General features: G+C 68.1%; 18 protein-coding genes, 1 tRNA gene and 1 pseudogene. 11 read left to right on the plus strand and 9 right to left on the minus strand.

Annotated features, from left to right (window positions below; genetic code table 11):
- Positions 1 to 7: 7 nt before the first annotated feature.
- From EPAKOI_RS10705 to EPAKOI_RS10715, 3 genes and pseudogenes are all read right to left on the minus strand, one after another.
- Positions 8 to 412 (minus strand): Rieske (2Fe-2S) protein, encoded by a 405-nt coding sequence (locus EPAKOI_RS10705; RefSeq protein WP_423192179.1) that lies wholly within the window; start codon positions 410 to 412, stop codon positions 8 to 10.
- Positions 405 to 1,064, minus strand: a complete 660-nt coding sequence (locus tag EPAKOI_RS10710; protein WP_124683805.1) for an HAD-IA family hydrolase — start codon at positions 1,062 to 1,064, stop codon at positions 405 to 407. Before EPAKOI_RS10710 ends, EPAKOI_RS10705 begins: the two co-directional genes overlap by 8 nt.
- A 61-nt stretch (positions 1,065 to 1,125) precedes the next feature.
- Positions 1,126 to 2,126: pseudogene (locus EPAKOI_RS10715) on the minus strand (RluA family pseudouridine synthase).
- A 1,000-nt stretch (positions 2,127 to 3,126) separates the two neighbouring features.
- Between EPAKOI_RS10715 and EPAKOI_RS10720 the strand changes: the two are divergent.
- From EPAKOI_RS10720 to EPAKOI_RS10740, 5 genes are all read left to right on the plus strand, one after another.
- The gene (locus tag EPAKOI_RS10720; RefSeq protein ID WP_423192180.1) at positions 3,127 to 6,255 is read left to right on the plus strand and encodes an Rne/Rng family ribonuclease; all 3,129 of its coding nucleotides are present in this window, start codon (positions 3,127 to 3,129) and stop codon (positions 6,253 to 6,255) included.
- A gap of 230 nt (positions 6,256 to 6,485) precedes the next feature.
- Complete coding sequence (gene moaA / locus EPAKOI_RS10725) at positions 6,486 to 7,610, plus strand: GTP 3',8-cyclase MoaA (RefSeq protein ID WP_423192181.1); 1,125 nt, start codon at positions 6,486 to 6,488, stop codon at positions 7,608 to 7,610.
- Positions 7,610 to 8,209: a molybdenum cofactor guanylyltransferase MobA gene (mobA, locus tag EPAKOI_RS10730; protein WP_423192182.1), complete on the plus strand. Its 600-nt coding sequence runs from the start codon at positions 7,610 to 7,612 to the stop codon at positions 8,207 to 8,209. Before moaA ends, mobA begins: the two co-directional genes overlap by 1 nt.
- A gap of 24 nt (positions 8,210 to 8,233) precedes the next feature.
- Positions 8,234 to 9,520 carry a gephyrin-like molybdotransferase Glp gene (gene glp / locus EPAKOI_RS10735; protein WP_423192183.1) on the plus strand — a complete coding sequence of 429 codons (1,287 nt, stop codon included), beginning with the start codon at positions 8,234 to 8,236 and terminating at the stop codon, positions 9,518 to 9,520.
- 264 nt (positions 9,521 to 9,784) lie between these two features.
- Entirely contained in the window at positions 9,785 to 10,066 is a 282-nt protein-coding gene (locus tag EPAKOI_RS10740; protein WP_124685079.1) for a hypothetical protein, read from the plus strand.
- Between the two features lie 84 nt (positions 10,067 to 10,150).
- Here the strand turns inward: EPAKOI_RS10740 and rmuC are convergent, their stop codons facing one another.
- The 6 genes from rmuC to EPAKOI_RS10770 all read right to left on the minus strand — a co-directional run bounded on the left by rmuC (position 10,151) and on the right by EPAKOI_RS10770 (position 16,711).
- Entirely contained in the window at positions 10,151 to 11,512 is a 1,362-nt protein-coding gene (gene rmuC / locus EPAKOI_RS10745; RefSeq protein ID WP_423192184.1) for a DNA recombination protein RmuC, read from the minus strand.
- A gap of 23 nt (positions 11,513 to 11,535) precedes the next feature.
- Positions 11,536 to 12,531, minus strand: coding sequence for a 2-hydroxyacid dehydrogenase (locus tag EPAKOI_RS10750; protein ID WP_423192185.1), 996 nt, complete (start codon positions 12,529 to 12,531; stop codon positions 11,536 to 11,538).
- Between the two features lie 5 nt (positions 12,532 to 12,536).
- A complete protein-coding gene (locus tag EPAKOI_RS10755; protein ID WP_124683797.1) occupies positions 12,537 to 13,967 on the minus strand; it encodes a sodium:proton antiporter in 1,431 nt (476 codons plus the stop codon).
- A gap of 191 nt (positions 13,968 to 14,158) precedes the next feature.
- Entirely contained in the window at positions 14,159 to 14,845 is a 687-nt protein-coding gene (locus tag EPAKOI_RS10760; RefSeq protein WP_423192186.1) for a LutC/YkgG family protein, read from the minus strand.
- A gap of 51 nt (positions 14,846 to 14,896) precedes the next feature.
- Positions 14,897 to 16,072 carry a nicotinate phosphoribosyltransferase gene (gene pncB, locus EPAKOI_RS10765; RefSeq protein WP_124683795.1) on the minus strand — a complete coding sequence of 392 codons (1,176 nt, stop codon included), beginning with the start codon at positions 16,070 to 16,072 and terminating at the stop codon, positions 14,897 to 14,899.
- A 102-nt stretch (positions 16,073 to 16,174) separates the two neighbouring features.
- On the minus strand, positions 16,175 to 16,711 hold the full coding sequence (locus tag EPAKOI_RS10770; RefSeq protein ID WP_423192187.1) for a hypothetical protein: 537 nt from the start codon (positions 16,709 to 16,711) through the stop codon (positions 16,175 to 16,177).
- 426 nt (positions 16,712 to 17,137) lie between these two features.
- Between EPAKOI_RS10770 and fdxA the strand changes: the two genes are divergently transcribed.
- The 6 genes from fdxA to rpsU all read left to right on the plus strand — a co-directional run bounded on the left by fdxA (position 17,138) and on the right by rpsU (position 21,218).
- On the plus strand, positions 17,138 to 17,461 hold the full coding sequence (gene fdxA, locus EPAKOI_RS10775) for a ferredoxin FdxA (RefSeq protein WP_061957871.1): 324 nt from the start codon (positions 17,138 to 17,140) through the stop codon (positions 17,459 to 17,461).
- A gap of 141 nt (positions 17,462 to 17,602) precedes the next feature.
- Complete coding sequence (locus tag EPAKOI_RS10780) at positions 17,603 to 18,706, plus strand: NAD(P)/FAD-dependent oxidoreductase (protein ID WP_124683793.1); 1,104 nt, start codon at positions 17,603 to 17,605, stop codon at positions 18,704 to 18,706.
- 242 nt (positions 18,707 to 18,948) lie between these two features.
- Positions 18,949 to 19,024 (plus strand) — tRNA-Asn (locus EPAKOI_RS10785).
- Positions 19,025 to 19,170: 146 nt separating this feature from the next.
- Positions 19,171 to 20,010 carry an AraC family ligand binding domain-containing protein gene (locus tag EPAKOI_RS10790; RefSeq protein WP_423192188.1) on the plus strand — a complete coding sequence of 280 codons (840 nt, stop codon included), beginning with the start codon at positions 19,171 to 19,173 and terminating at the stop codon, positions 20,008 to 20,010.
- Positions 20,011 to 20,034: 24 nt separating this feature from the next.
- Positions 20,035 to 20,655, plus strand: a complete 621-nt coding sequence (locus EPAKOI_RS10795) for a LysE family translocator (RefSeq protein ID WP_423192189.1) — start codon at positions 20,035 to 20,037, stop codon at positions 20,653 to 20,655.
- A gap of 350 nt (positions 20,656 to 21,005) precedes the next feature.
- Positions 21,006 to 21,218, plus strand: a complete 213-nt coding sequence (gene rpsU / locus EPAKOI_RS10800) for a 30S ribosomal protein S21 (RefSeq protein ID WP_008648415.1) — start codon at positions 21,006 to 21,008, stop codon at positions 21,216 to 21,218.
- Positions 21,219 to 21,279 lie beyond the last annotated feature (61 nt).

A 21,279-nucleotide genomic window follows, 5' to 3' on the forward strand; every position in this document is an offset into this window, starting at 1 on the left:
GCGCCGGTCAGCCGGCGTCGGGCGCAAAAAATGGCGCTTCGGGCTGCCAGAAGACAGCGCCGTCACGTTCCTCGATGCGGAGTTTGGCCAGCGCGGCGCCCCGGCAAGGGCCGCCCACGCAGAGGCCGGTGTCCGGCGCATAGGTTGCGCCATGTGTCGCACACATCAAGTATAGGCCCGCACTGTCGAAAAACTGGCCCTCCTGCCAGTCCAGCTCCATGGGCACATGGGCGCACTGGTTCAGATAGCCGTGGACGGCGCCGTCGTAGCGGATCACGAACGCGCCAATCTCGCGCGGCGGCGCGCCGGACGCACCGGCCGACGCCCGGACCGTGAAACGAACGCCGGCGCCGCCATCGACCAGTTCGTCCGCCGCGCACACCCGGCGCGGGGCCAGGCTGCCGTCACGCATGCGTCAGCAGCCACTGCTGCAGGTCGTCGATCGACGTGGCGCAGTGCAGCGGCGCCATCGCGCGCAGCGATTCGGCCGGATGGGCGCCGTAGCAGACGCCCAGCCCGTGCGCGCCGGCATTGATCGCCATCTGCAGGTCGTGGGTGGTGTCGCCGATCATCAGCGTCCGGTCGATGTCCTGGCCCAGTTCGCGCGTCAGTTCGTGCAGCATGGCCGGGTGGGGCTTCGAGAATGTCTCGTCGGCGCAGCGCGTGGCATCGAACAGCTTGCCAAGGCCGGTGCTGGCCAGCGCCCGCTCCAGGCCCACGCGGGTCTTGCCGGTGGCGACGCCCAGGAAGTAGTGCTCGGCGTGCAGCGCCTCCAGCATCTCGCGCACGCCCGGGAACAGCACCAGCTCGGCGTCGCGGGTCAGGAAGTGAAAGCGGTAGCGCTCGGCCAGGCGCGGGTAGTCGGCCGGATCGAGCGTCGGCACGGCATACGACAGCGCGTCCTTCAGGCCCAGCCCGATCACGTGGCTGGCCGCGCTGTCGTCGGGCACGGGCAAGCCGAGGTCGCGGCTGGCCATCTGTATACATTTGGTGATCGTCGGGGTGGAATCCATCAGGGTCCCATCCCAGTCGAAGACGATCAGGTCGAAGCGCTGCCTGGCCATTGCGGTCCTTGGTCGATGCAGAAGTGTTTCAGTGAGAAGTGGCGGCGCGTGGCGCCCGCTTTCAGCCAGCGGCCCCGAGCGGACTCAATTGTTGCAAAAATTCGACACATTCGCCCGGCAGCGGCGCGGAAACCGTCACCGGCGCCCCGGTCTGGGGATGGGTGAAGGTCAGTTTGTGCGCGTGGAGGAACATCCGCTTGATGCCCGGCCGCGCACCGCTGCGCGAAAGTGCCTTGTTCAGCGCAAAGTCGCCGTACTTGTCGTCGCCGACGATGGGGAAGCCCGTCGATTGCAGGTGGACGCGGATCTGGTGCGTGCGGCCGGTCTTCAGCTCGGCCTCCAGCAGCGTGAATTCCTCGAACGCCTTGATCCGGTTAAACACCGTGTGCGACGGCAGGCCGTCGGCCTGCACCCGCACGCGGCGCTCGCCGTCCGGCGTGTTGTATTTATATAGCGGCAGCTTCACGTGCTGCCGCGCGTTCGGAAACTCGCCGGCCACGCAGGCGAAGTAGCGCTTGTCCATGCCGTTGCCGCGGATCTGCTCGTGCAGGTTGACCAGCGCCGAGCGCTTCTTCGCCAGGACCAGGATGCCCGACGTCTCGCGGTCCAGCCGGTGCACCAGTTCCAGGAACTTGGCGTCCGGACGGGCGCGCCGCAGTTGCTCGATCACCCCGAACGCCACGCCCGATCCGCCATGCACGGCCACGCCGGCCGGCTTGTCGATGACGAGCACGTGGGTATCCTCGAACAACACCGGAAACTCGCCGGCCGGCACGTAGACGGCCTCGCCATCTGCCTTTCCGCCACCCGCATCGGCGGAATCCGGACGACATCGCCCAGCTTCAGCCGGTAAGTTGCATCGATCCGGCCCTTGTTGACGCGCACCTCGCCGGAACGCAGCACCCGGTAGATGTGGCTCTTGGGCACGCCCTTGGCCACCTTGAGCAGGAAGTTGTCGATGCGCTGGCCTTCCGAACTCTCGTCGATCGTGACATACGCCACCTGGAGGCCATTCGCGCGGGAGCGCGGCTCCGTTTCAATTTGATGGCGTAACTCATTCATTTTCAATATAATTTCCCGGCCATTCCCGGCCAAGGACCGGGAGTGTGCGACCTGTGTAAGCGATGTTTGGCGCGGACCCGGCCTGGAAAGCCAGCCCATTGCGGCGGACCGGAACGGAACATGCAGGGCCACCCGGCAATTATTCTGGGTAGTCCCACCAGTACCCGCGCGAGATTCCGCATTTTACACTTCGGGTTGCCGCCAGCCCGGCCTGTCTCCCGCCTGTTGCGTACCCCGCAAGGCGCCAGATGGGCAAATGGTGGCAAACAGCAGCACGCACGCGCCGCGCCGGCGCGCAGGAAGCCGCCCATAGGCGGCTTCGGCAACCAGCCGGCCGACACGTGGAAACTGAGTGTTCAGGTAGAAAAGAATTCAATGCGGATGCCGGCATCGAAACAGGCATCCGCATCGGTGAGAGAAGACCGCCCGCACCGGGAACCGGTGCCGGCCCGGCAGGAGACACCCTGCCAACCGACCTGCAGTATCGGCCGCGATCCGTCGCCGCCCGTCGTTGTTCGACGAGCCGGCGCGAGGCGCCCCGAGCGCAGAACGCGAAGAAGCAGCGGCGCGCCCGCCCGCGGACAGGTCGGCTTGGCAACGGCATGCAACTGCTGCGTCCGGATGACTTGCTCTTTGACGCGTCCTGGCCATCCCGGCTCCGGCTGCGATCGGTAGCGCCGCCGTGCCGCTGGCACGGCCCACGTGCCGCCATCGCCCCGGACCCGCCGGCATCCGCCAGACATCGCTGCACCAGGAGCAAGGCCCATTTGCCCTCTCCCACCCAGCAGCGGACCCGCCGCAGCCTTCATCGCGGATGACCGGGACGCCGACAGCCTCTCCTTTCACCCGCGCCCAGCCGGCGCGCGCCACCCTGGCGTGCCCGGCAACTCCGGCAATTCTCCCGCCCTCGCTCAGCTTTCCTCGCGTGCTCCCTGGACCGTCGCAGGCATGATCCATTCATGACAGAAGCGTGCCTGTGACACTGGAGTGAGGTATTGCGATGAAACGCATGCTGTTCAACGCGACGCAACAGGAGGAGTTGCGCGTCGCGATCGTCGATGGTCAGAAACTGATCGACATCGACATCGAAACTGCCGGGCGCGAGCAGCGCAAGGGCAACATCTACAAGGGCGTCATCACCCGCATCGAGCCGTCGCTGGAAGCCTGCTTTGTCAACTACGGCGAAGAGCGCCACGGCTTCCTGCCGTTCAAGGAAGTGGCACGCGCGTTCTTCAAGGACGGCGTGGACGTGCGCAACGCGCGCATCCAGGACGCGCTGCACGAAGGCCAGGAACTGATCGTCCAGGTCGAGAAGGAAGAACGCGGCAACAAGGGCGCCGCCCTGACCACGTTCATCTCGCTGGCCGGCCGCTACCTGGTGCTGATGCCCAACAACCCGCGCGGCGGTGGCGTGTCGCGCCGCATCGAGGGCGAGGACCGCCAGGAACTGCGCGAGACCATGGCGCAGCTGCAGGTGCCGGAAGGCATGAGCATCATCGCGCGCACGGCCGGCATCGGCCGCGCCGCCGAGGAACTGCAGTGGGACCTGAACTACCTGCTCCAGCTCTGGAAGGCCATCGACGGCGCCGCCGGCGACAACAAGGCCCCGCTGCTGATCTACCTGGAATCGAGCCTGGTCATCCGCGCCATCCGCGACTATTTCCAGCCGGACATTGGCGAAATCCTGATCGACACGGACGAGATCTACGAGCAGGCGCGCGCCTTCATGAGCGTGGTCATGCCCGACAACATGAACCGCGTGAAGAAGTACCGCGACGACGTGCCGCTCTTCTCGCGTTTCCAGATCGAGCACCAGATCGAATCGGCATACTCGCGCATGGTAATGCTGCCGTCCGGCGGTGCCATCGTGATTGACCATACCGAAGCCCTCGTGTCGGTTGACGTGAACTCGGCCCGCGCCACCAAGGGTGCGGACATCGAGGAAACCGCGCTGCGCACGAACCTGGAAGCGGCCGACGAGATCGCCCGCCAGCTTCGCCTGCGCGACCTGGGCGGCCTGATCGTGATCGACTTCATCGACATGGAGTCCGGCAAGGCCCAGAAGGACGTGGAAACGCGCCTGAAGGACGCCCTGCGCCACGACCGCGCCCGCGTGCAGATGGGCAAGATCAGCCGCTTCGGCCTGATGGAGCTGTCGCGCCAGCGCCTGCGTCCTTCGCTGTCGGAAGGCTCGCACATCACCTGCCCGCGCTGCAATGGAACAGGCCACATCCGCGATACCGAATCGTCCGCCCTGCAGGTGCTGCGCATCATCCAGGAAGAGGCGATGAAGGAAAACACGGCCGCCATCCACTGCCAGGTGCCGGTGGAAGTGGCCGCTTTCCTGCTGAACGAGAAGCGCCAGGACATCAACCTGATCGAACTGCGCTTCAAGGTGAACGTGCTGCTGATCCCGAACAAGCATCTGGAGACGCCGCACTACAAGCTGGAGCGCCTGCGCCACGACGATCCGCGCCTGGAGGACTCGACCGCCAGCTACCGCATGGCCGAGGCCGCCGCGAAGGAACTGGAAGCCGACACCAGCTACAGCAGCCGCAAGAAGGAAGATGCGCGTCCGCGCCAGGAAGCCGCCGTCAAGGGCATCACGCCCGACGCGCCGGCGCCCGTGTCGGTGCCGCGCCCCGAGCGCGCGCCGAAGCCGGAAGCCCCGGCTGCCCGTCCGACGCCCGCCACCCAGCCGGTGGCAAGTGGCGGTTTCGTCGCCTGGCTGAAGGGCCTGTTCGGCGCCAAACCGGCCCCCGCGCCGGTGGCCGAAGCCGCCAAGCCGGCGGCCGAGGGCCAGGCACGCGGCGAAGGCCGTCCGGGCCGTGGCGAACGTGGCCAGCGCGCCGAACGTGGTGAGCGCGGCGAGCGTGGCGAAGGCCGCCAGGGCCGTGGCGAGCGTGGTGGCGAATCCCGCGGCGAACGCGGCGAGCGCCAGGGCCGTGGCCAGCGCGGCGAGCGTGGCGAACGCGGCGAGCGTACGGAACGCACCGATCGCGCCGACGCCCAGCGCGGCGAGGCACGTGAAGCGCGCGAGCCGCGCGAAGCCCGTGAACCGCGCGAGCCGCGTGGCGACCGCCAGCCCCGCGCCCCGCGCGAAGGCCAGCAGGCGGCTGCCCCGGCAGTCGTCGCGGGCGAGCGTACCGAGGCGCGCCGCGAGCGCAACCAGGAACGCCGCGAGCGTCAACGTGACCGCCAGCGCGAGCGCAGCGAGTCCCGCGAGTCCGAGGAAGCGCTGAACGTCGAGGGCGTCGCACCGCAGTCGGCACTGGAAGCCGCCGAGGCCGCACCGGCCGTGATGGCCGCGCTGGACCTGCCGGCAGGCGCCACGGGCGCCGAAGCCGGCGCGGAAACGGCTGAAGGCGAAGAGCGCCGCCGCCGCAACCGTCGTGGCCGCAACCGCTATCGCCGCGAGCGCGAGGAAGGCGCAGGCGTGGAAGGCAACGAAGGCAACGAAGGCAACCTGGCCGAAGTCAGCGCCGGCGTGACCGAGTCGGAAGACGAATCGGCATCGGCAGCCGCCCCGGTGGCGCAGGCCGCACCGGTTGCCGAACCTGCCGTGGCCGAGACGCCGGCCCTGCAAGTGGCCGCAGCCAGCGCGCTGGTCGCCACCGAGCCGGTCGTCCAGGCCACCCCGGCGCAGTCCGAGCCCGCCGCACCGGCACCGGCCGCCGAACCCGTGTTCGCCGCCGTGGCCCAGCCGCAACCGGCTCCGGTGGTGACGCCGGCGCCGACGCACGGTGCCGACGAGGTTCACGCCGAACCGGCGCCCGTCGCCACGGCTCCGGCCCTGCCCGAGCCCGTGATCGCGACGGCCGAAGTGGCGCCCGCCCCGGTGCCTACCGTGGAAACGCCGGCTCCGGCCGCGATGGCCCCGGCCGCGCCGGCACCGGCGGGCACCAGCGCCCCGGCGCTGGAGTCGATGCTGGCAACGGCTGGCCTGGAGTGGGTCCGCACGGACAGCGCCAAGCACGCCGCCGCGCAGGAAGCCGCCGCCCGCATCGCGCCGGCCCCGCGCGTGCCGCGCGAGCGCAAGCCGCTGCCCCCGCTGCCCCAGGGTCCGATGGTCCTGGTGGAAACCGGTGGCAACCAGCGCGAGATGGCGCAGCAACAGCAGCAGCAATAACCCACCTCCGGGCGGGTCACCAGAAGGGACGGCAGGCGCCGTCCCTTTTTTCGTTTGTGCCGCCGACCTGACTTGGCACAGCCCGCCCAACTGTACTGCCGCGCCCCGCGACCATGTGTACATCTGTCATGACAGTGTTGCGCGCGGCGACGCGCCGCCCTCGGCTAGAATGGCAGGCAGAACGGTCCCCGGCGCGCCCAAGCGCCGGACGGCCGCGGCCCCACTCTGCCATGACCGACACTGTCATCCCGATCTTCGACCTGCGTGACCATCGATACCGTTCGATGGTGCCGAGCATTCCGTCGCGCCTGATCGCGCCGACCGGGCTCGTTGCCGACACGCGGGGCCGGCCGCTGCACGACCTGCGCATCTCCGTCACCGACCGCTGCAACTTCCGCTGCGTCTATTGCATGCCGAAGGAAGTGTTCGACAAGGACTACACGTTCCTGCCGCACTCCGAACTGCTCAGCTTCGAGGAAATCGAGCGGGTGGCCCGGCTGTTCGTGGCGCAGGGCGTGGAAAAGATCCGGCTGACCGGCGGCGAGCCGCTGCTGCGCAAGAACATCGAACGGCTCGTGGAAATGCTGGCGCGCATCGAGACCGCGTCCGGCAAGCCGTTGGACCTGACGCTGACGACCAACGCATCGCTGCTGGCCCGCAAGGCGCAGTCGCTGCGCGACGCCGGGCTGACGCGCGTGACGGTCAGCCTGGACGCCATCGACGACACCACGTTCCGCAAGATGAACGACGTGGACTTTGCCGTGCGCGACGTGCTGCACGGCATCGAGGTGGCGCAGGCCGTCGGCCTGGCGCCGATCAAGGTCAACATGGTGGTCAAGCGCGGCACCAACGACCAGGAAATCGTGCCGATGGCGCGGCATTTCCGGCACAGCGGCATCATCGTCCGGTTCATCGAGTTCATGGACGTGGGCGCCAGCAACCACTGGCAGATGGACGAGGTGCTGCCGTCCGCCGACGTGGTGCGCCGCATCGACCAGGTCTTCCCGCTGGAAGCCGTCCAGGCCAACTATTCGGGCGAGACCGCCGAGCGCTGGCGCTACCGCGACGGCGGCGGCGAGATCGGCGTGATCTCCAGCGTCACGCACGCCTTCTGCGGCGATTGCAGCCGCATCCGCCTGTCCACCGAGGGCCGGCTCTACCTGTGCCTGTTCGCCACTGAAGGCTACGACCTGCGCGCGCTGCTGCGCGGCGGCCACAGCGACCTGGCCATTGGCAACGCCATCGCGCAGGTCTGGCAGGCCCGCACCGACAACTATTCCGAGCAGCGCAGCGACCCGGCCATTCGCGCGGCGCGGGCCGAACGCAAGATCGAGATGTCGTACATCGGCGGCTGATGATTGCGCGCGACGACATCACGGGCCTGATCCTGGCCGGCGGCCGAGGCAGCCGGATGGGCGGCACCGACAAGGGCCTGCAGCCGTTCCGGGGCGTGCCGCTGGTGCGCCACGTGCTGGACCGCCTGGCGCCGCAGGCCGGCCCGCTGCTGATCAATGCCAACCGTCATCCCGACCGCTACGCTGCGTTTGGCGTGCCGGTCATCGCCGATACCATGCCCGACTTTGCCGGTCCGCTGGCCGGTATGCTGGCCGGGCTGGCCCACTGCTGCACCGGGTGGCTGGTCACGGTGCCCTGCGATACGCCGTTCCTGCCCGACGACCTGGTGCAGCGGCTGGCGCGCGCCATCGACGCCGAAGGGGCCGAGCTGGCCGTGCCGGTGACGACCGAGCCCGACGGCCAGCGCCGCCTGCAGCCCGTGTTCTGCCTGATGCCGGCCGCGGCCGCGGCCAGCCTGCGCGCCTACCTTGATGCGGGCGACCGCAAGATCGAGCACTGGGTCACGCGCCAGCGGCTGGCGCAGGTGCCGTTCGACGATGCCATGGCATTCGCCAACTTCAACACGCTCGACGAGCTGCGCCAGCACGAGGCGCCCTGACACTTCATCCCCGGTCCTCCCGCCATGCCTTCGTTGCAATCCGTGATTTCCTGCCAGTCCGACTATGACCCCACCGCGTTGCCGGTGGACCAGGCCAACGCGATCATCGCCGGCGTGCTGGAGCCGGTGCAGGGCGTGGAGCAATTGGCCATCCGCGCCGCGCTGGACCGCGTGCTGGCCTACGACGTGATCTCGCCGATCGACGTCCCGCCGCACGACAACTCGGCCATGGACGGCTACGCGTTCGCCGGCCAGGCGCTGGCGGGCGCCGGCGGCAACATCGCGCTGGAAGTCATCGGCACGGCCTATGCGGGCACCGCCTTCCACGGCGAGGCGCAGGCCGGCCAGGCCGTGCGGATCATGACCGGCGCCACCCTGCCCCCCGGCTGCGATACCGTGATTCCGCAGGAACTGGTCGAGGTCCAGGCCGGCGGCAACCTGGTGCGCTTTGCCGCCGACGCCGTGCGGGCTGGCGACAACCGCCGCCAGCGTGGCGAGGACCTGTCGCGCGGCCAGGCCGCGTTGCGCGCCGGGCGCATCCTGACGCCAGCCGACCTGGGCATGCTGGCGTCGCTGGGCGTGGCCGAGGTCAAGGTGCGCCGCCGGCTGCGCGTGGCATTTTTCTCCACCGGCGACGAATTGCGCTCCATCGGCGAGCCGCTGGACCCGGGCTGCGTCTACGACTCGAACCGCTACACGCTGCACGGCATGCTGCGCCGGCTCAATGTGGACCTGATCGACATGGGCGTGGTGCGCGACGATCCGGCCGCCATGGAAGCCGCGTTCCGCAGCGCGTGCGAGACCGCCGACGCCATCATCACGTCGGGCGGCGTCTCGGTGGGCGATGCCGACTATACGAAGCAGATCATGGACAAGCTCGGCGAGGTCACGTTCTGGAAGATCGCCATGCGCCCGGGCCGCCCGATGGCCTTCGGCCGGATCTCGTCGAACGGCCATGACGCGGTGCTGTTCGGCCTGCCTGGCAACCCCGTGGCCGTGATGGTGACGTTCTACCACTTCGTCCGGGGCGCGCTGCACCGCCTGATGGGCGCCGATGTCGCCCCGCTGCCCCGCATCCGCGTGCGGACGACCACGCCGATCCGCAAGAAGCCGGGCCGCACCGAGTTCCAGCGCGGCATCGTCGCCGCCGGGCCCGACGGCGACCTGCAGGTGCGGCTGACCGGTGAGCAAGGCTCCGGCGTGCTGCGGTCGATGAGCGAGGCCAACTGCTTCGTCGTGCTCGACCACGACCAGGGCCCGGTGGCCGCCGGCGACACGGTGCAGATCGTGCTGTTCGACGGCCTGATCTGACCGCCGCAGGTGCCGGCGCGACCGGCCCCGATCCGCCACATCGGCATGAATGAGAAGGATTCATACCGGCGCGCGATGGGCCTGCACGGGGCGCCATCGCGGCCCCGGCGCACGGTGTCGTTTTTGTGCCGCACTCTTTGCGCGAAAGCACCGCGTGCAGCGGGATTTGCCTCATCCGTTTGGGGGGCGGTCTAGGCGTCGCAAGCCCCAATCGCTACACTTGCAGCACGAAAATCCGAACCCCCCAATATCTTGTCCGTCGTCATGCACCAGGAGATCGCGTACCTCCATCCCGTCAAGACTGCCCGCGCGCTCGTGCTCGTGTACCTTTGTTTCTCGGTGCCGATCGTCGCCATGGGCCTGTTCGTCGCCTTCGTGCGTTACGGCGACCTGCCCGGCATTGCCGTCTTCACGGCCCTGATCCTCAATGCGCTGATCGGCTTCGGCCTGCTGTGGCTGGGCTGCCTGGCCTACAACTGGGTGGCCGCCCGCTTTGGCGGCATCGAGGTCCACGTCCGCGAACTGAGCCCCGAAGACCGCGCCTGAGCGACCGGTCCGCGCCGGAGCGCCCTGCCCCGGGCCTGCCGGCCCGGTCTTGACCCGCCGGCGCCGTGCCGGCTGTGTCGCGATCTATTCCCGCCCCGTATCGTCTTCCGGCGCCGCCGCGTCGCCGGCCGGCGTGCCGATCCCCAGCGTTCCCGACGCCGCCGTTCCCAATAGCTGTTCCGCCATTTCGCCTGGCAGGGCTTCCACGGTGCGCAGCTTGCGCTCCATCTGGCGTGTCCGGACCTCGGCCTGTTCGATGTTGCGCGCCGCGCGCACCAGCGTGTCGCGCGTCTTGGCCAGGACCTCGCCGAACTTGCCGAATTCGGTCTTGACCGCGCCCAACACCTCCCACACCTCGCTCGAACGCTTTTCCAGCGCGAGCGTGCGGAACCCCATCTGCAGGCTGTTGAGCAACGCCGTCAGCGTCGTCGGCCCGGCCACGGTCACGCGGAAATCGCGCTGCAGCAGGTCGGTCAGGCCCGGCCGGCGCAGGACCTCGGCGTAGAGCCCTTCGGTCGGCAGGAACAGGATGGCAAAGTCGGTGGTGGCCGGCGGCGCCAGGTACTTCTCGGCAATCGTCTGCGCCTCGCGGCGCACGGCCACTTCGAGCTCGCGGCTGGCCAGCTGGACGCCGTCGACGTCGCCCCGCTCCTGCGCGTCGACCAGCCGCTCGTACTGGTCTTTCGGAAACTTCGCGTCGATGGGCAGCCAGACCGGGCTGCCGCCGATCTCGCGCCCCGGCAGCCGGATCGCGAACTCCACGCGCGCGCCCGAGCTCTGGACGGTCTCGACGTTCTTGCTGTACTGGTCCGGCGTCAGGATCTGTTCCAGCAGCATCGCCAGTTGCACCTCGCCCCAGGTGCCGCGCGTCTTGACGTTGGTCAGCACGCGCTTGAGGTCGCCCACGCCCTGCGCCAGCACCTGCATCTCGCCCAGCCCGCGGTGCACCTGCTCCAGGCGCTCCGACACAAGCTTGAACGACTCGCCCAGCCGCTGCTCCAGCGTGGCGTGCAGCTTCTCGTCGACGGTCCGGCGCATTTCCTCCAGCTTGGCCGCGTTGTTGGCCTCGATGTCGCGCAGCTTCTGCTCCAGCGTGGCCCGCACGTCGGCCAGCCGCCGCTCGTTGGCCTCGGACATCTGCGCAAGCTGTTGCTGCTGCACCGTGGCGATGCTGGTCAACTGCGCCGAAAGCTGTTGCTGGAAGCGCAGCATCTGCTGGCCGGCCTCGCTGCGGCTGCCGCGCGCGTTATCGGCCAGTTCCGCGCGCAGCTCGCGCTCCAGCCGCTCCAGCCCGCGCGCGGTGTCCTCGCGCACGTCGTCGCGCAGGTCGCTCAGCATCGGCTGCAAGTCGCCCGGCGCGTGGCGCGGCAGCCGCACCAGCAGCACGGCCAGCAGTATCACGGCCGCCACGGCGGCGACCAGGGTCAGCAAGGGTATCAACGTCATGAAAACTGGCGATCCGGGTGCCGTCAGCGGCGGCGCGACATGACCTCGGGGTTGATCACGGTGGGCGGATGGCCGGCCTGCGGCCCGGCATCGAGCGCGGCGATCAGGTTGTCGGCCGCCAGGTTGGCCATGGCGCGGCGCGTCTTCTCCGACGCGCTGGCAATGTGCGGGGTCAGCACGACGTTCGGCACCGTCAGCAGGTCCGGGTGGACGCTCGGCTCGCCCTCGAACACGTCGAGGCCGGCCGCGAAGATCTTGCGGTCGCGCAGCGCGGCGGCCAGCGCCGCGTCGTCGACGATGCCGCCGCGCGCCAGGTTGATCAGCGTGGCCGTCGGCTTCATCCGCGCCAGTTCGGCGGCACCGATGGCATGGTGGCTCGCGGGGCTGTACGGCAGCACCAGGATCAGGTGGTCCGACTGCGCCAGCAGTTCGTCCTTGCTGACGTAGCGCGCGTTCAGCGACTGCTCGACGTCGGCCGGCAACTGGCTGCGATTGTGATAGAGCACCTGCATGCCGAACCCGGCCGCACGGCGCGCCAGGCCCTGCCCGATCCGCCCCATGCCCAGGATGCCCAGCGTGCTGCCGTGGACGTCCATGCCGACGAGCATGTCATAGCTCCAGCGCTCCCACTTGCCGGCGCGCAGGTAGTGCTCCGATTCGGTGACCCGGCGGGCCGTGGCCATCAGCAGCGCCCAGCCAAAGTCCGCGGTGGTCTCGGTCAGGACGTCGGGCGTATTGGTCGCCACCACGCCGGCCGCCGTCAGCGCCGGCACGTCCAGGTTGTTGTAGCCCACCGCCATGTTGCAGACCGCCCGCAACTGCGGCAGCGCGGCCACGAGGTCGCCGTCGATCCGGTCGGCGGCATTGGCCAGCACACCGGCCTTGCCCGCCAGCCGCGCACGCAGCGCCGCCGCGTCCAGCACCAGGTCTTCCTGGTTGGCGTCGACGTCGAAGTACTGCGCCAGCTTGGCGATCACGTCGGGGAAGATCGCGCGCGTGACAAGGATGGAGGGCTTCATGGCAGTCATACGTGGAAGAAAAGGAAGGTCATCACCAGGAACAGCGGCACCAGCACGCCGCAGGACCACGCCATGTAGCCGAAGAAGCTCGGCATGCGCACGCCGCGGCTTTCCGCAATCGCCTTGACCATCAGGTTGGGCGCGTTGCCGATGTAGGTGTTGGCGCCCATGAACACGGCGCCGGCCGAGATCGCGGCCAGCGTGGACGCGTCGCGCGTCATCAGCGTGGCGGCGTCGCCGCCGGCCGTGTTGAAGAACACCAGGTAGGTCGGCGCGTTGTCCAGGAACGACGACAGCAGGCCGGTGGCCCAGAAGTACATGCTGTCGATCGGCTGGCCGTTGCTGTCGCTGACCGCCCGGATCACGCCGGCGAACGCGCCGTCGGTGCCGGCCTTGAGCATGGCGATGACCGGGATGATCGTCAGGAAGATGCCCGCGAACAGCTTGGCCACCTCCAGCATCGGCTCCCAGTTGAACTCGTTGCCGCTGCGCGCGGTGCGCGGCGTGGCCAGCAGCGACACCAGCGTCACCCCCACCAGCAGCACGTCGCGCACCAGCGCCGGCAGCGTCACGTCGGTACCCATCACGTCGAACGAGATGCCGGGCTTCCACAGCCCGCTCATCAGCACCAGCCCCACCACGGCCAGCAGCAGCAGGAAGTTGATCTTGCCGTCGATCCGCAGGCGGGTGGAGTCGGGCGTCGGGTCGTGCGCCGGCGGCAGTTCCTCCTCGCGGTTCAGGTAGTAGTGCCGGTCGATCACGTAGAAGATGATCAGCAGCGCCACGCAGATAAACAGCGTCTCCGGAAAGATGTTGCGCAGCGTCCACGAGAACTCCACGCCCTTCAGGAAGCCCAGGAACAGCGGCGGGTCGCCCAGCGGCGTCAGCGAGCCGCCGGCGTTGGCCACCAGGAAGATGAAGAAGACCACCACGTGCGCCACGTGGCGCCGGTTGTCGTTGGCGCGCAGCAGCGGGCGGATCAGCAGCATGGCCGCGCCCGTGGTGCCCATCAGGCTGGCCAGGACCGTGCCCAGCGCCAGGATGCCGGTGTTGAGCCGGGGCGTGCCGTGCAGGTTGCCGCGCACGCAGATGCCGCCGGCCACCACATAGAGCGACGTCAGCAGGACGATGAACGGCACGTACTCGCCCAGCAGCGCATGGATGACGTTGGCCGCCGCCGCGTGCAGGCCGAACTGGGCCGCGAACGGCACCAGGAACAGCAGCCCCCAGGCCGCCGCCACCTTGCCGTAGTGGTGGTGCCAGAACTTCGGCGCGAACAGCGGGAACAGCGCGATGGAGAGCAGGACGCCGGCGAACGGCACGCCCCAGATCGGCGACAGCGTGGCGCCATCGAGATCGGCCGCGTGGGCCCATGCGGGGCACAGCAGCATCGTGGCGAACAGCATTTGAGGTAGCAGCGTGACGACACGTCGCATCGGGCAGGTTTCTCCTTCATCGCAATGCTGGGCATGGGCCGCAGGACCGGCGGCAAGGCGCGCGCGTCCGGGCAGGGCCCAGGGCGTTCGGGACGTCGGCACGCGGGAAAGGGGCCAGTGTAAAGCAAAGCCCCTGGAGAAAGGTCTGAAAGTGCACCAGCCGGAGCGCGACTGGCGCAAACCCGTACGCGTCAGTCCTGGTCGACCAGAATCACGTGCACGCGGTACGGGCCGTGCGCGCCCAGCACGATGGTCTGCTCGATGTCGCCCGTGCGCGACGGCCCGCTGATGATGTTGGTGGCGCGCGGCAATTGCCCGTGCTCGGCGCGCATCCGGGCGAACGCTTCCTCCAGGTTGGCGACGATGCGGCCCACCGGCACCACGGCGATATGGGTTTCGGGCAGCAGCGCGGCCGACGCGTAGGTGTCCGGCCCGGACAACAGCATCAGCGACCCGGTCTCGGCGATGGCCACGAAGCAGCCCGTGATGCCGACGAGGTCACCATGGTCGCGATCGGCCTCGGCGTCGCGCAGCGGCGGGCGGCACGCCACGTCCAGCCCCTGTTCGGCCCACGGCAGGCTGCCCAGCGCGGTCCACGCCACCGCGCGGCGGGCGAGCTGCAGGCCGTCGAGATAGCGCGCTACCGCGCCGGGCACATCGGCCATCGTCGCCACGCGGTCCACCGTCGACGCCATCCTGCGCGCCTGCATGGCGAACGCTTCGGCGCGGTCGTCGGGCACCGGCGGCTGCGGGCCCTGCGGGTGGCGGGCCAGGTAGTCGGCCACGGCGTCGCGCTCGCCCTGGGTCACGGCCGGCCCCCTGCCCTGGGCGGCGCGGATGCGGGCGAAGATGCGGTCACGGGCGGCGTTGGTTTCCATGGTCGGGGGCGGATGGCGGTCGGTGGATCGGATACGTTGGTCGCGGGCCGGTCAGGCCGTCTTCACTTCGAACACCTGACGCAGGTAGGCCAGGTAGCCGGGGTCGTCGCACATGGTCTTCTCGGGCGTGTCCGACAGCTTGGCCACCGGCTGCCCGTTGCAGCGGACCATCTTGATCACGATCTGCAGCGGCGTGTAGCCCAGGTCGTTGGTCAGGTTGGTGCCCACGCCGAACGCGAGCTTGCAGCGGCCCCGGAAGCGTTCGTACAGCTCGATGACCTTCGGGATGTGCAGCGCGTCGCTGAAGATCAGCGTCTTGCCGCGCGGGTCGACGCGATTGGCGGCGTAGTGCGCGATCATGCGCTCGCCCCACTCGAACGGGTCGCCCGAATCGTGCCGCACGCCGTCGAACAGCTTGCAGAAGTACAGGTCGAAATCGCGCAGGAAGGCGTCAAAGCCGTAGGTATCGGACAGCGCGATGCCCAGGTCGCCGCGGTACTCGCGCGCCCAGTTCTCCAGCGCGTAGACCTGCGAGTCGCGCAGGCGCGGCCCCAGGGCCTGGCACGCCTGCAGGTATTCGTGGGCCATGGTGCCCAGCGGCGTCATGTTGTGCAGCCGGGCAAAGTGGACGTTGCTGGTGCCGGCAAGCTGCGGGCCCAGCACGGCGCGCATCGACAGCAGCACCTCTTCCTGCCAGTCGCCGGAAAAGCGGCGGCGCGTGCCGTAGTCGGCGATCACGCAGTCGGCGTACGGCGACGCCTTGAGCAGCGCCAGCTTGGCCTCCAGCCGGCGGCGGCCCTCGGTCAGGTCCGGCTGCGGCTGCGTGCGGCGGAAGTAGACCTCGTTGACGATGGCCAGCAGCGGAATCTCGAACAGGATCGTGTGCAGCCACGGCCCGCGGATCGTGATGTCGATCTCGCCGTTGCCGCCGGCCGACGGCTGGACCACCACGTACTTCTCGTTCAGGTGGAACAGCGCGAGGAAATCGACGAAATCGCTCTTGATGAAGCGCATGCCGCGCAGGTATTCGAGTTCGTCGTCGGTAAAGCGCAGCTCGCAGAGCTGGCGCAGTTCGTCGCGGATCTCGTCGACATAGGGGGTCAGGTCCACGCCGGCGTTGCGGCACTTGAAGCGGTACTCGACCTGGGCCTGCGGGAAATGGTGCAGGACCACCTGCATCATCGTGAACTTGTACAGGTCGGTGTCGAGCAGGGAGCGGATGATCATAGCGAAGCCAGGGCGGGGGCGTGGCAGAGTCAGGCCACCATGCTAACCGAAAGTCACGTGCCGCATGCGCGGCAGCCCGGGCGCGGCAAGGGTCTTGCCCGCTCAGCCGCCGTCGAGGCTGCGCAGCGCGGGCGGGGCGCCGTGTGCCGGCGATTGCGGCTGCAGGCACCAGCGCCGCTGGCCGGCTTCGTCGGCACAGGTCACCAGCGTGGCCCGGGTGTGCGGCACGGCGTGCGGCAGCGGATCGGAGAACTGGGCGGAGGCGACCATGATGCGCTCCTGGTAGACCGGCTGCCCGGCGCGGTCGAAACGCAGGACCTGGACCAGCGTGTCGGGCGACGGCTGCAGGTCCTTGTCGCACGGCAGGAAGCCGTCGCGGTTGCAGTTGGCCATGGCCATGCCCGCCGGGGTGCGGACGACGCTGAAGCTGTCCCAGTCGAACGCGGTCAGCGCGGGCAGCGCCACCGGCTGGTCGGTCCGGGCGCGCCACGCCACCAGGCGCGACACGACGCTGTCGGCCATCTTGTCGGCCTTCATGTCGGCGACCCTGTCGGCCTGGGCGCCGGCCGGCACCACAGCGCCCAGGAGCATGGCGCCGGCAACGAGGCCGGTCAGGGTCACGGTCAAGCGGGCTGGCATGGGGATGACTCGCGCAAGTTTGCCTCCAATCATTCGGAACGCCGGGGTTGGGTCGGCCGCCAACTGGCGAAAAAGCCACGTGTGGCACAGGGACATAGTAGTCCGTGCGCCCGCCGCCTGCGCGCCCGTTCCGCCCGAATCTGGCGCCAAACCGGCCCCGCAAGCCGCGCCGGGGCCGGTTTCGCACCGAAAGTACATAAAGAAATAAGAAAACTATCTGACCCGGCTATATAGACTGGCTATCCTTGCGAGAAGGCTCAGCTACAATATCGGTCTTTGAAAGGCCTCGGCCCTCGCTCGCCCCAAGTTATCCCGATTGACACGCGCGGCCATCGACGTGTAACGGACAGCTCGCAGAGCGGCTGGCAAGAATCCGGCCCTGGACAATATCCCCATCGAAGACCGATCCGTTTTTCTGGAACCGAAATGACTCACGTTGTCACCGAATCCTGCATCCGTTGCCGTTACACCGACTGCGTTGATGTGTGTCCGGTCGATTGTTTCCGCGAAGGCCCGAACTTCCTGGCCATCGATCCCGACGAATGCATCGACTGCGCCGTGTGCGTGGCCGAATGCCCGGTGAACGCGATTTACGCCGAGGAAGACGTGCCGGGCGACCAGCAGCAGTTCATCGAACTGAACGCCGAGCTGGCCCGTAACTGGCCCTCCATCACCAAGACCAAGGCCCCGCTGGCCGAGGCCGAGGAATGGAAGGACGCCACCGACAAGCTGCAATACCTGCAGCGCTAAGAAAAGACTGACGCGACAGGCGGCCATTGCCCCGGCAGCCGCTGCCGGGACGCGCCGGCAACGCGTCACAGAAAGCCGTCCCCACGCGCGCTTTCCCGTAATACCGGGCACCGGACGTGCCCACAACGTATCAGGACGAATATGGACTTGAGCATTCCAAATCCCGTGGCCGACGCGACCCAGCAGGCGGGCGGCAACACCGGCGGCCAGCCGCTGGAAATCGACGCGCTGATCGTGGGCGCGGGCCCCGTTGGCCTGTTCCAGGTGTTCGAACTGGGTCTGCTCGAAATCAAGGCGCACGTGATCGACTCGCTCAAGGTGGTGGGCGGCCAGTGCGTGGAACTGTATCCGGACAAGCCCATCTACGACATCCCGGCCGTGCCCATCTGCACGGGCCAGGAACTGACCGACAACCTGCTCAAGCAGATCGAGCCGTTCTCGCCCACGTTCCACCTGGGCCAGGAAGTCAGCGTCGTGGAGCGCCGCGAGGATGGCCGCTTCTACGTCGAGACGTCGCTCGGCACCCGCTTCATCACCAAGACGATCTTCATCGCCGCCGGCGTGGGCTCGTTCCAGCCGCGCACGGTCAAGGTGGAAGGCATCGACAAGTTCGAGGGCAAGCAACTCTTCTACCGCGTGAAGGAGCCGGCCCGCTTCCACGGCCGCAACCTCGTGATCGTCGGCGGTGGCGATTCGGCGCTGGACTGGGCGCTGGACCTGCACGGCAAGGCCGAGTCGATCGTACTGATCCACCGCCGCGACGGCTTCCGCGCCGCGCCGGCGTCGGTGGCCAAGATGCGCGAGCTGTGCGACCAGATGGAAATGCAGTTCATGGTCGGCCAGATCGGCGGCTATGAAGAGAAGGACGGCGTGCTGACCGAGATCAAGGTCACCGGCGGCGACGGCGTGACGCGCCGCATGCCGCTGGACGACCTGCTGGTGTTCTTCGGCCTGTCGCCGAAGCTGGGCCCGATCGCCGAATGGGGCCTGGAACTGGAGCGCAAGCAGATCAAGGTGGATACCGAGAAGTTCGAGACGAACATCCCGGGCATCTTCGCGGTGGGCGACATCAACACCTACCCGGGCAAGAAGAAGCTGATCCTGTCGGGCTTCCACGAGGCCGCGCTGGCCGCGTTCGGCGCCGCGCCGTACATCTTCCCGGACAAGAAAATCCACATGCAATACACCACGACCTCGCCGAAGCTGCACAAGGTGCTGGGCGTGGAGACGCCGGTGTTCGACTGAGCCAACGGCCTGGGTCGCAGGAAAATCGCCTCCGGGCGATTTTTTTGTTTGCACAAAAGAAAAAGCTGGCTATAATGCGGCCTCGCTGTTGAACACGGCAACGCAGCATCCGGCGGAAACGCCCACTGCAGGCCGGTTTCGAGGCGAACCAGAGTTTTAGAAACAGCTTCTGACGCAAACAAAACGTTAAAAAGTTGTTGACGAAACGAAGAGAAGCTGGTTATAATTTCTTTCTCAGCTGTTCCCCGATAGCTCAGTCGGTAGAGCGCCGGACTGTTAATCCGTAGGTCCCTGGTTCGAGCCCAGGTCGGGGAGCCAACCGATAGAAGAGGAAGGCCGATGCGAAAGCATCGGCCTTTTTCTTTTCCCGCGCCCGTTTCACCCTCCCCCGCACAAACGTTCCAGAACGACCGGCGCGATCCCGCTATGATGGATCGCCGCAGACCCCGGATCAGGACGCCGCAGTGAGCCCCAAAAGCTGGATCGAACTGAAACAGGATGCCGAAACCGGCATCGAGACGATTCGCGCCCATTTCGAAGGCCACGCCTACGACCCGCACTGGCACGACAGCTATCTCGTCGGCTACACCGAAGCGGGGATCCAGCAGTTCCGTTGCCGCGGACAAGTCCAGCACAGCATGCCCGGCAAGGTGTTCACGCTGGAGCCCGGCGAGATCCACGACGGCGACGCCGTGGCGCCCGAGGGCTTCACCTATTCGATGCTCTACGTCGATGCCCAGTGGATGACGCGCGAACTGGGCGCGCTGTTCGACCACGCGCCCGCGCACGGCCAGCCCGGCTTTCCGCAAACGCTCGGCGAAGACCCGCTGCTGATCGACGCCATCCGCCACGCCTTCGCGGTGCTCCAGCAGCCCGAGCTGCGCATCGTGCGACAGTCGGCGCTCGACGCCCTGCTGGCCCGGCTGACGGCCAAGTTCCAGTGGCGCGCGCAGCGGGACATCGATCCCAGGCTGCCGCTTGTCGCCCAGCGGGCCCGCGACTACCTGCACGATCACCTCGACGAAGACATCGGACTCGACACGCTGGCAGCCACCAGTGGCGTCGACCGCTACCGCCTCACCCGCGCCTTCAAGGCCGCGTTCGGACTGGCGCCGCATGCCTACCTGGTGCAACTGCGGCTCTCCCGGGCCCGCCATATGCTGGCGCGTGGCGCGACGCCGGCCGACGTGGCCGTGGCACTGGGCTTTGCCGATCAGAGCCATCTCGGACGCTGGTTCCGCCGCGCCTACGGCCTGACCCCGGCCCACTACCGCCGGCGCTGCTCAAATCTTCCAGACGCCTAGGCGCGCGGCCGCAACAATGGCCGCATGCCCGATACCCTGCCCCTCCTCCCCTTCCTGATGTTTGCGGTCGTCGCCTCGATCACGCCCGGGCCGACCAACGTCATCGTGCTGAGCCACAGCGCCCGGCGCGGCGTGCTGGCCACGGTGCCGATCATCCTCGGCGCCTGCGGCGGCGCGGCGCTGCTGGTGCTGGCGGTCGGCATCGGCCTGGGCGGCGCGCTGGCGGCGCATCCGCAGATCCAGCACGCGATGGCGTGGATTGGCGTCGCCTGGCTCTCGTGGCTGGCGTGGCAGATCTGGCGCGGCCCGGCGGCCGGGATCGATGCCGGTGACGCGACGCCCGCTGACGCGCGCCGTCCGCTGGGCCTGGCCGGCGCGGCCGGGCTGCAGGTGATCAATCCCAAGACGTGGATGATGGCGCTGGCCGTCGTCAGCGTGTTCGCGGGTGACGGGGCCGATTCGTCACACCGCGTGGCGCTGCTGTCGCTGGTGTTCTTCGTCGTCTCACTGCCGTGCATGACCACCTGGGCGCTGCTGGGCGCCGGTGCCGCGCGGCTGATCCGCTCGCCCCGGCACATGAAGCGCTTCGAGCGTCTCATGGCGGTGGTGCTGGCCGCCTCTGCCTGGGCCACGCTGTTGCCTTGATGCAAACCAGTCGAGAACCTGAGGCCTGGGCCGCAATCTGGTGTATGATCTTGGATTGCCCTGAATGGCTTGACTCCCGTCCGGTATACCTGTAAAAGCTTACCGGCGTATTTCTTGCGCAATATCCACGGAAACAGGTAGTCGCCAAGTTTTTACCTAGCTAGGAAAATTTGGCCAGTCACCCCTGATACTGGCAGTACGGATCTCGATCCGCAGCAGGTTCTAGGGGGCGCACCGCGGCATTGGCCGCAGCGTGCGATACCACCGTTGCCGAAGGCTCCGGAGCCCGACGTGACACGTTTCCCTCCTATGAACCCACCGCCCCTGGCGGTTATTCCTGAAGGACTGAATTGACTAAGATCGTTCTGAAACCGGGCGAGCCCGTTGAAGTTGCAATGCGTCGTTTCCGTCGCGCCATTCTGCAGACTGGCCTGATCGTGGAACTGAAGAGCCGCACCGCCTACGAAAAGCCGACGACCGAGCGCAAGCGCAAGAAGAAGGCTGCCGAGGCTCGCCTGCGCAAGCGTCTGCGCATGCAAATGCTGCCGAAGAAGCTCTACTGATTCGCGCATTGCCCAAAGAAACCGCCAGTTCGCTGGCGGTTTTTTTTCGCCCGTGCCACGG

It is taken from the genome of Cupriavidus sp. H18C2 (genome assembly GCF_049393795.1).
Taxonomy (GTDB): domain Bacteria; phylum Pseudomonadota; class Gammaproteobacteria; order Burkholderiales; family Burkholderiaceae; genus Cupriavidus; species Cupriavidus pauculus_C.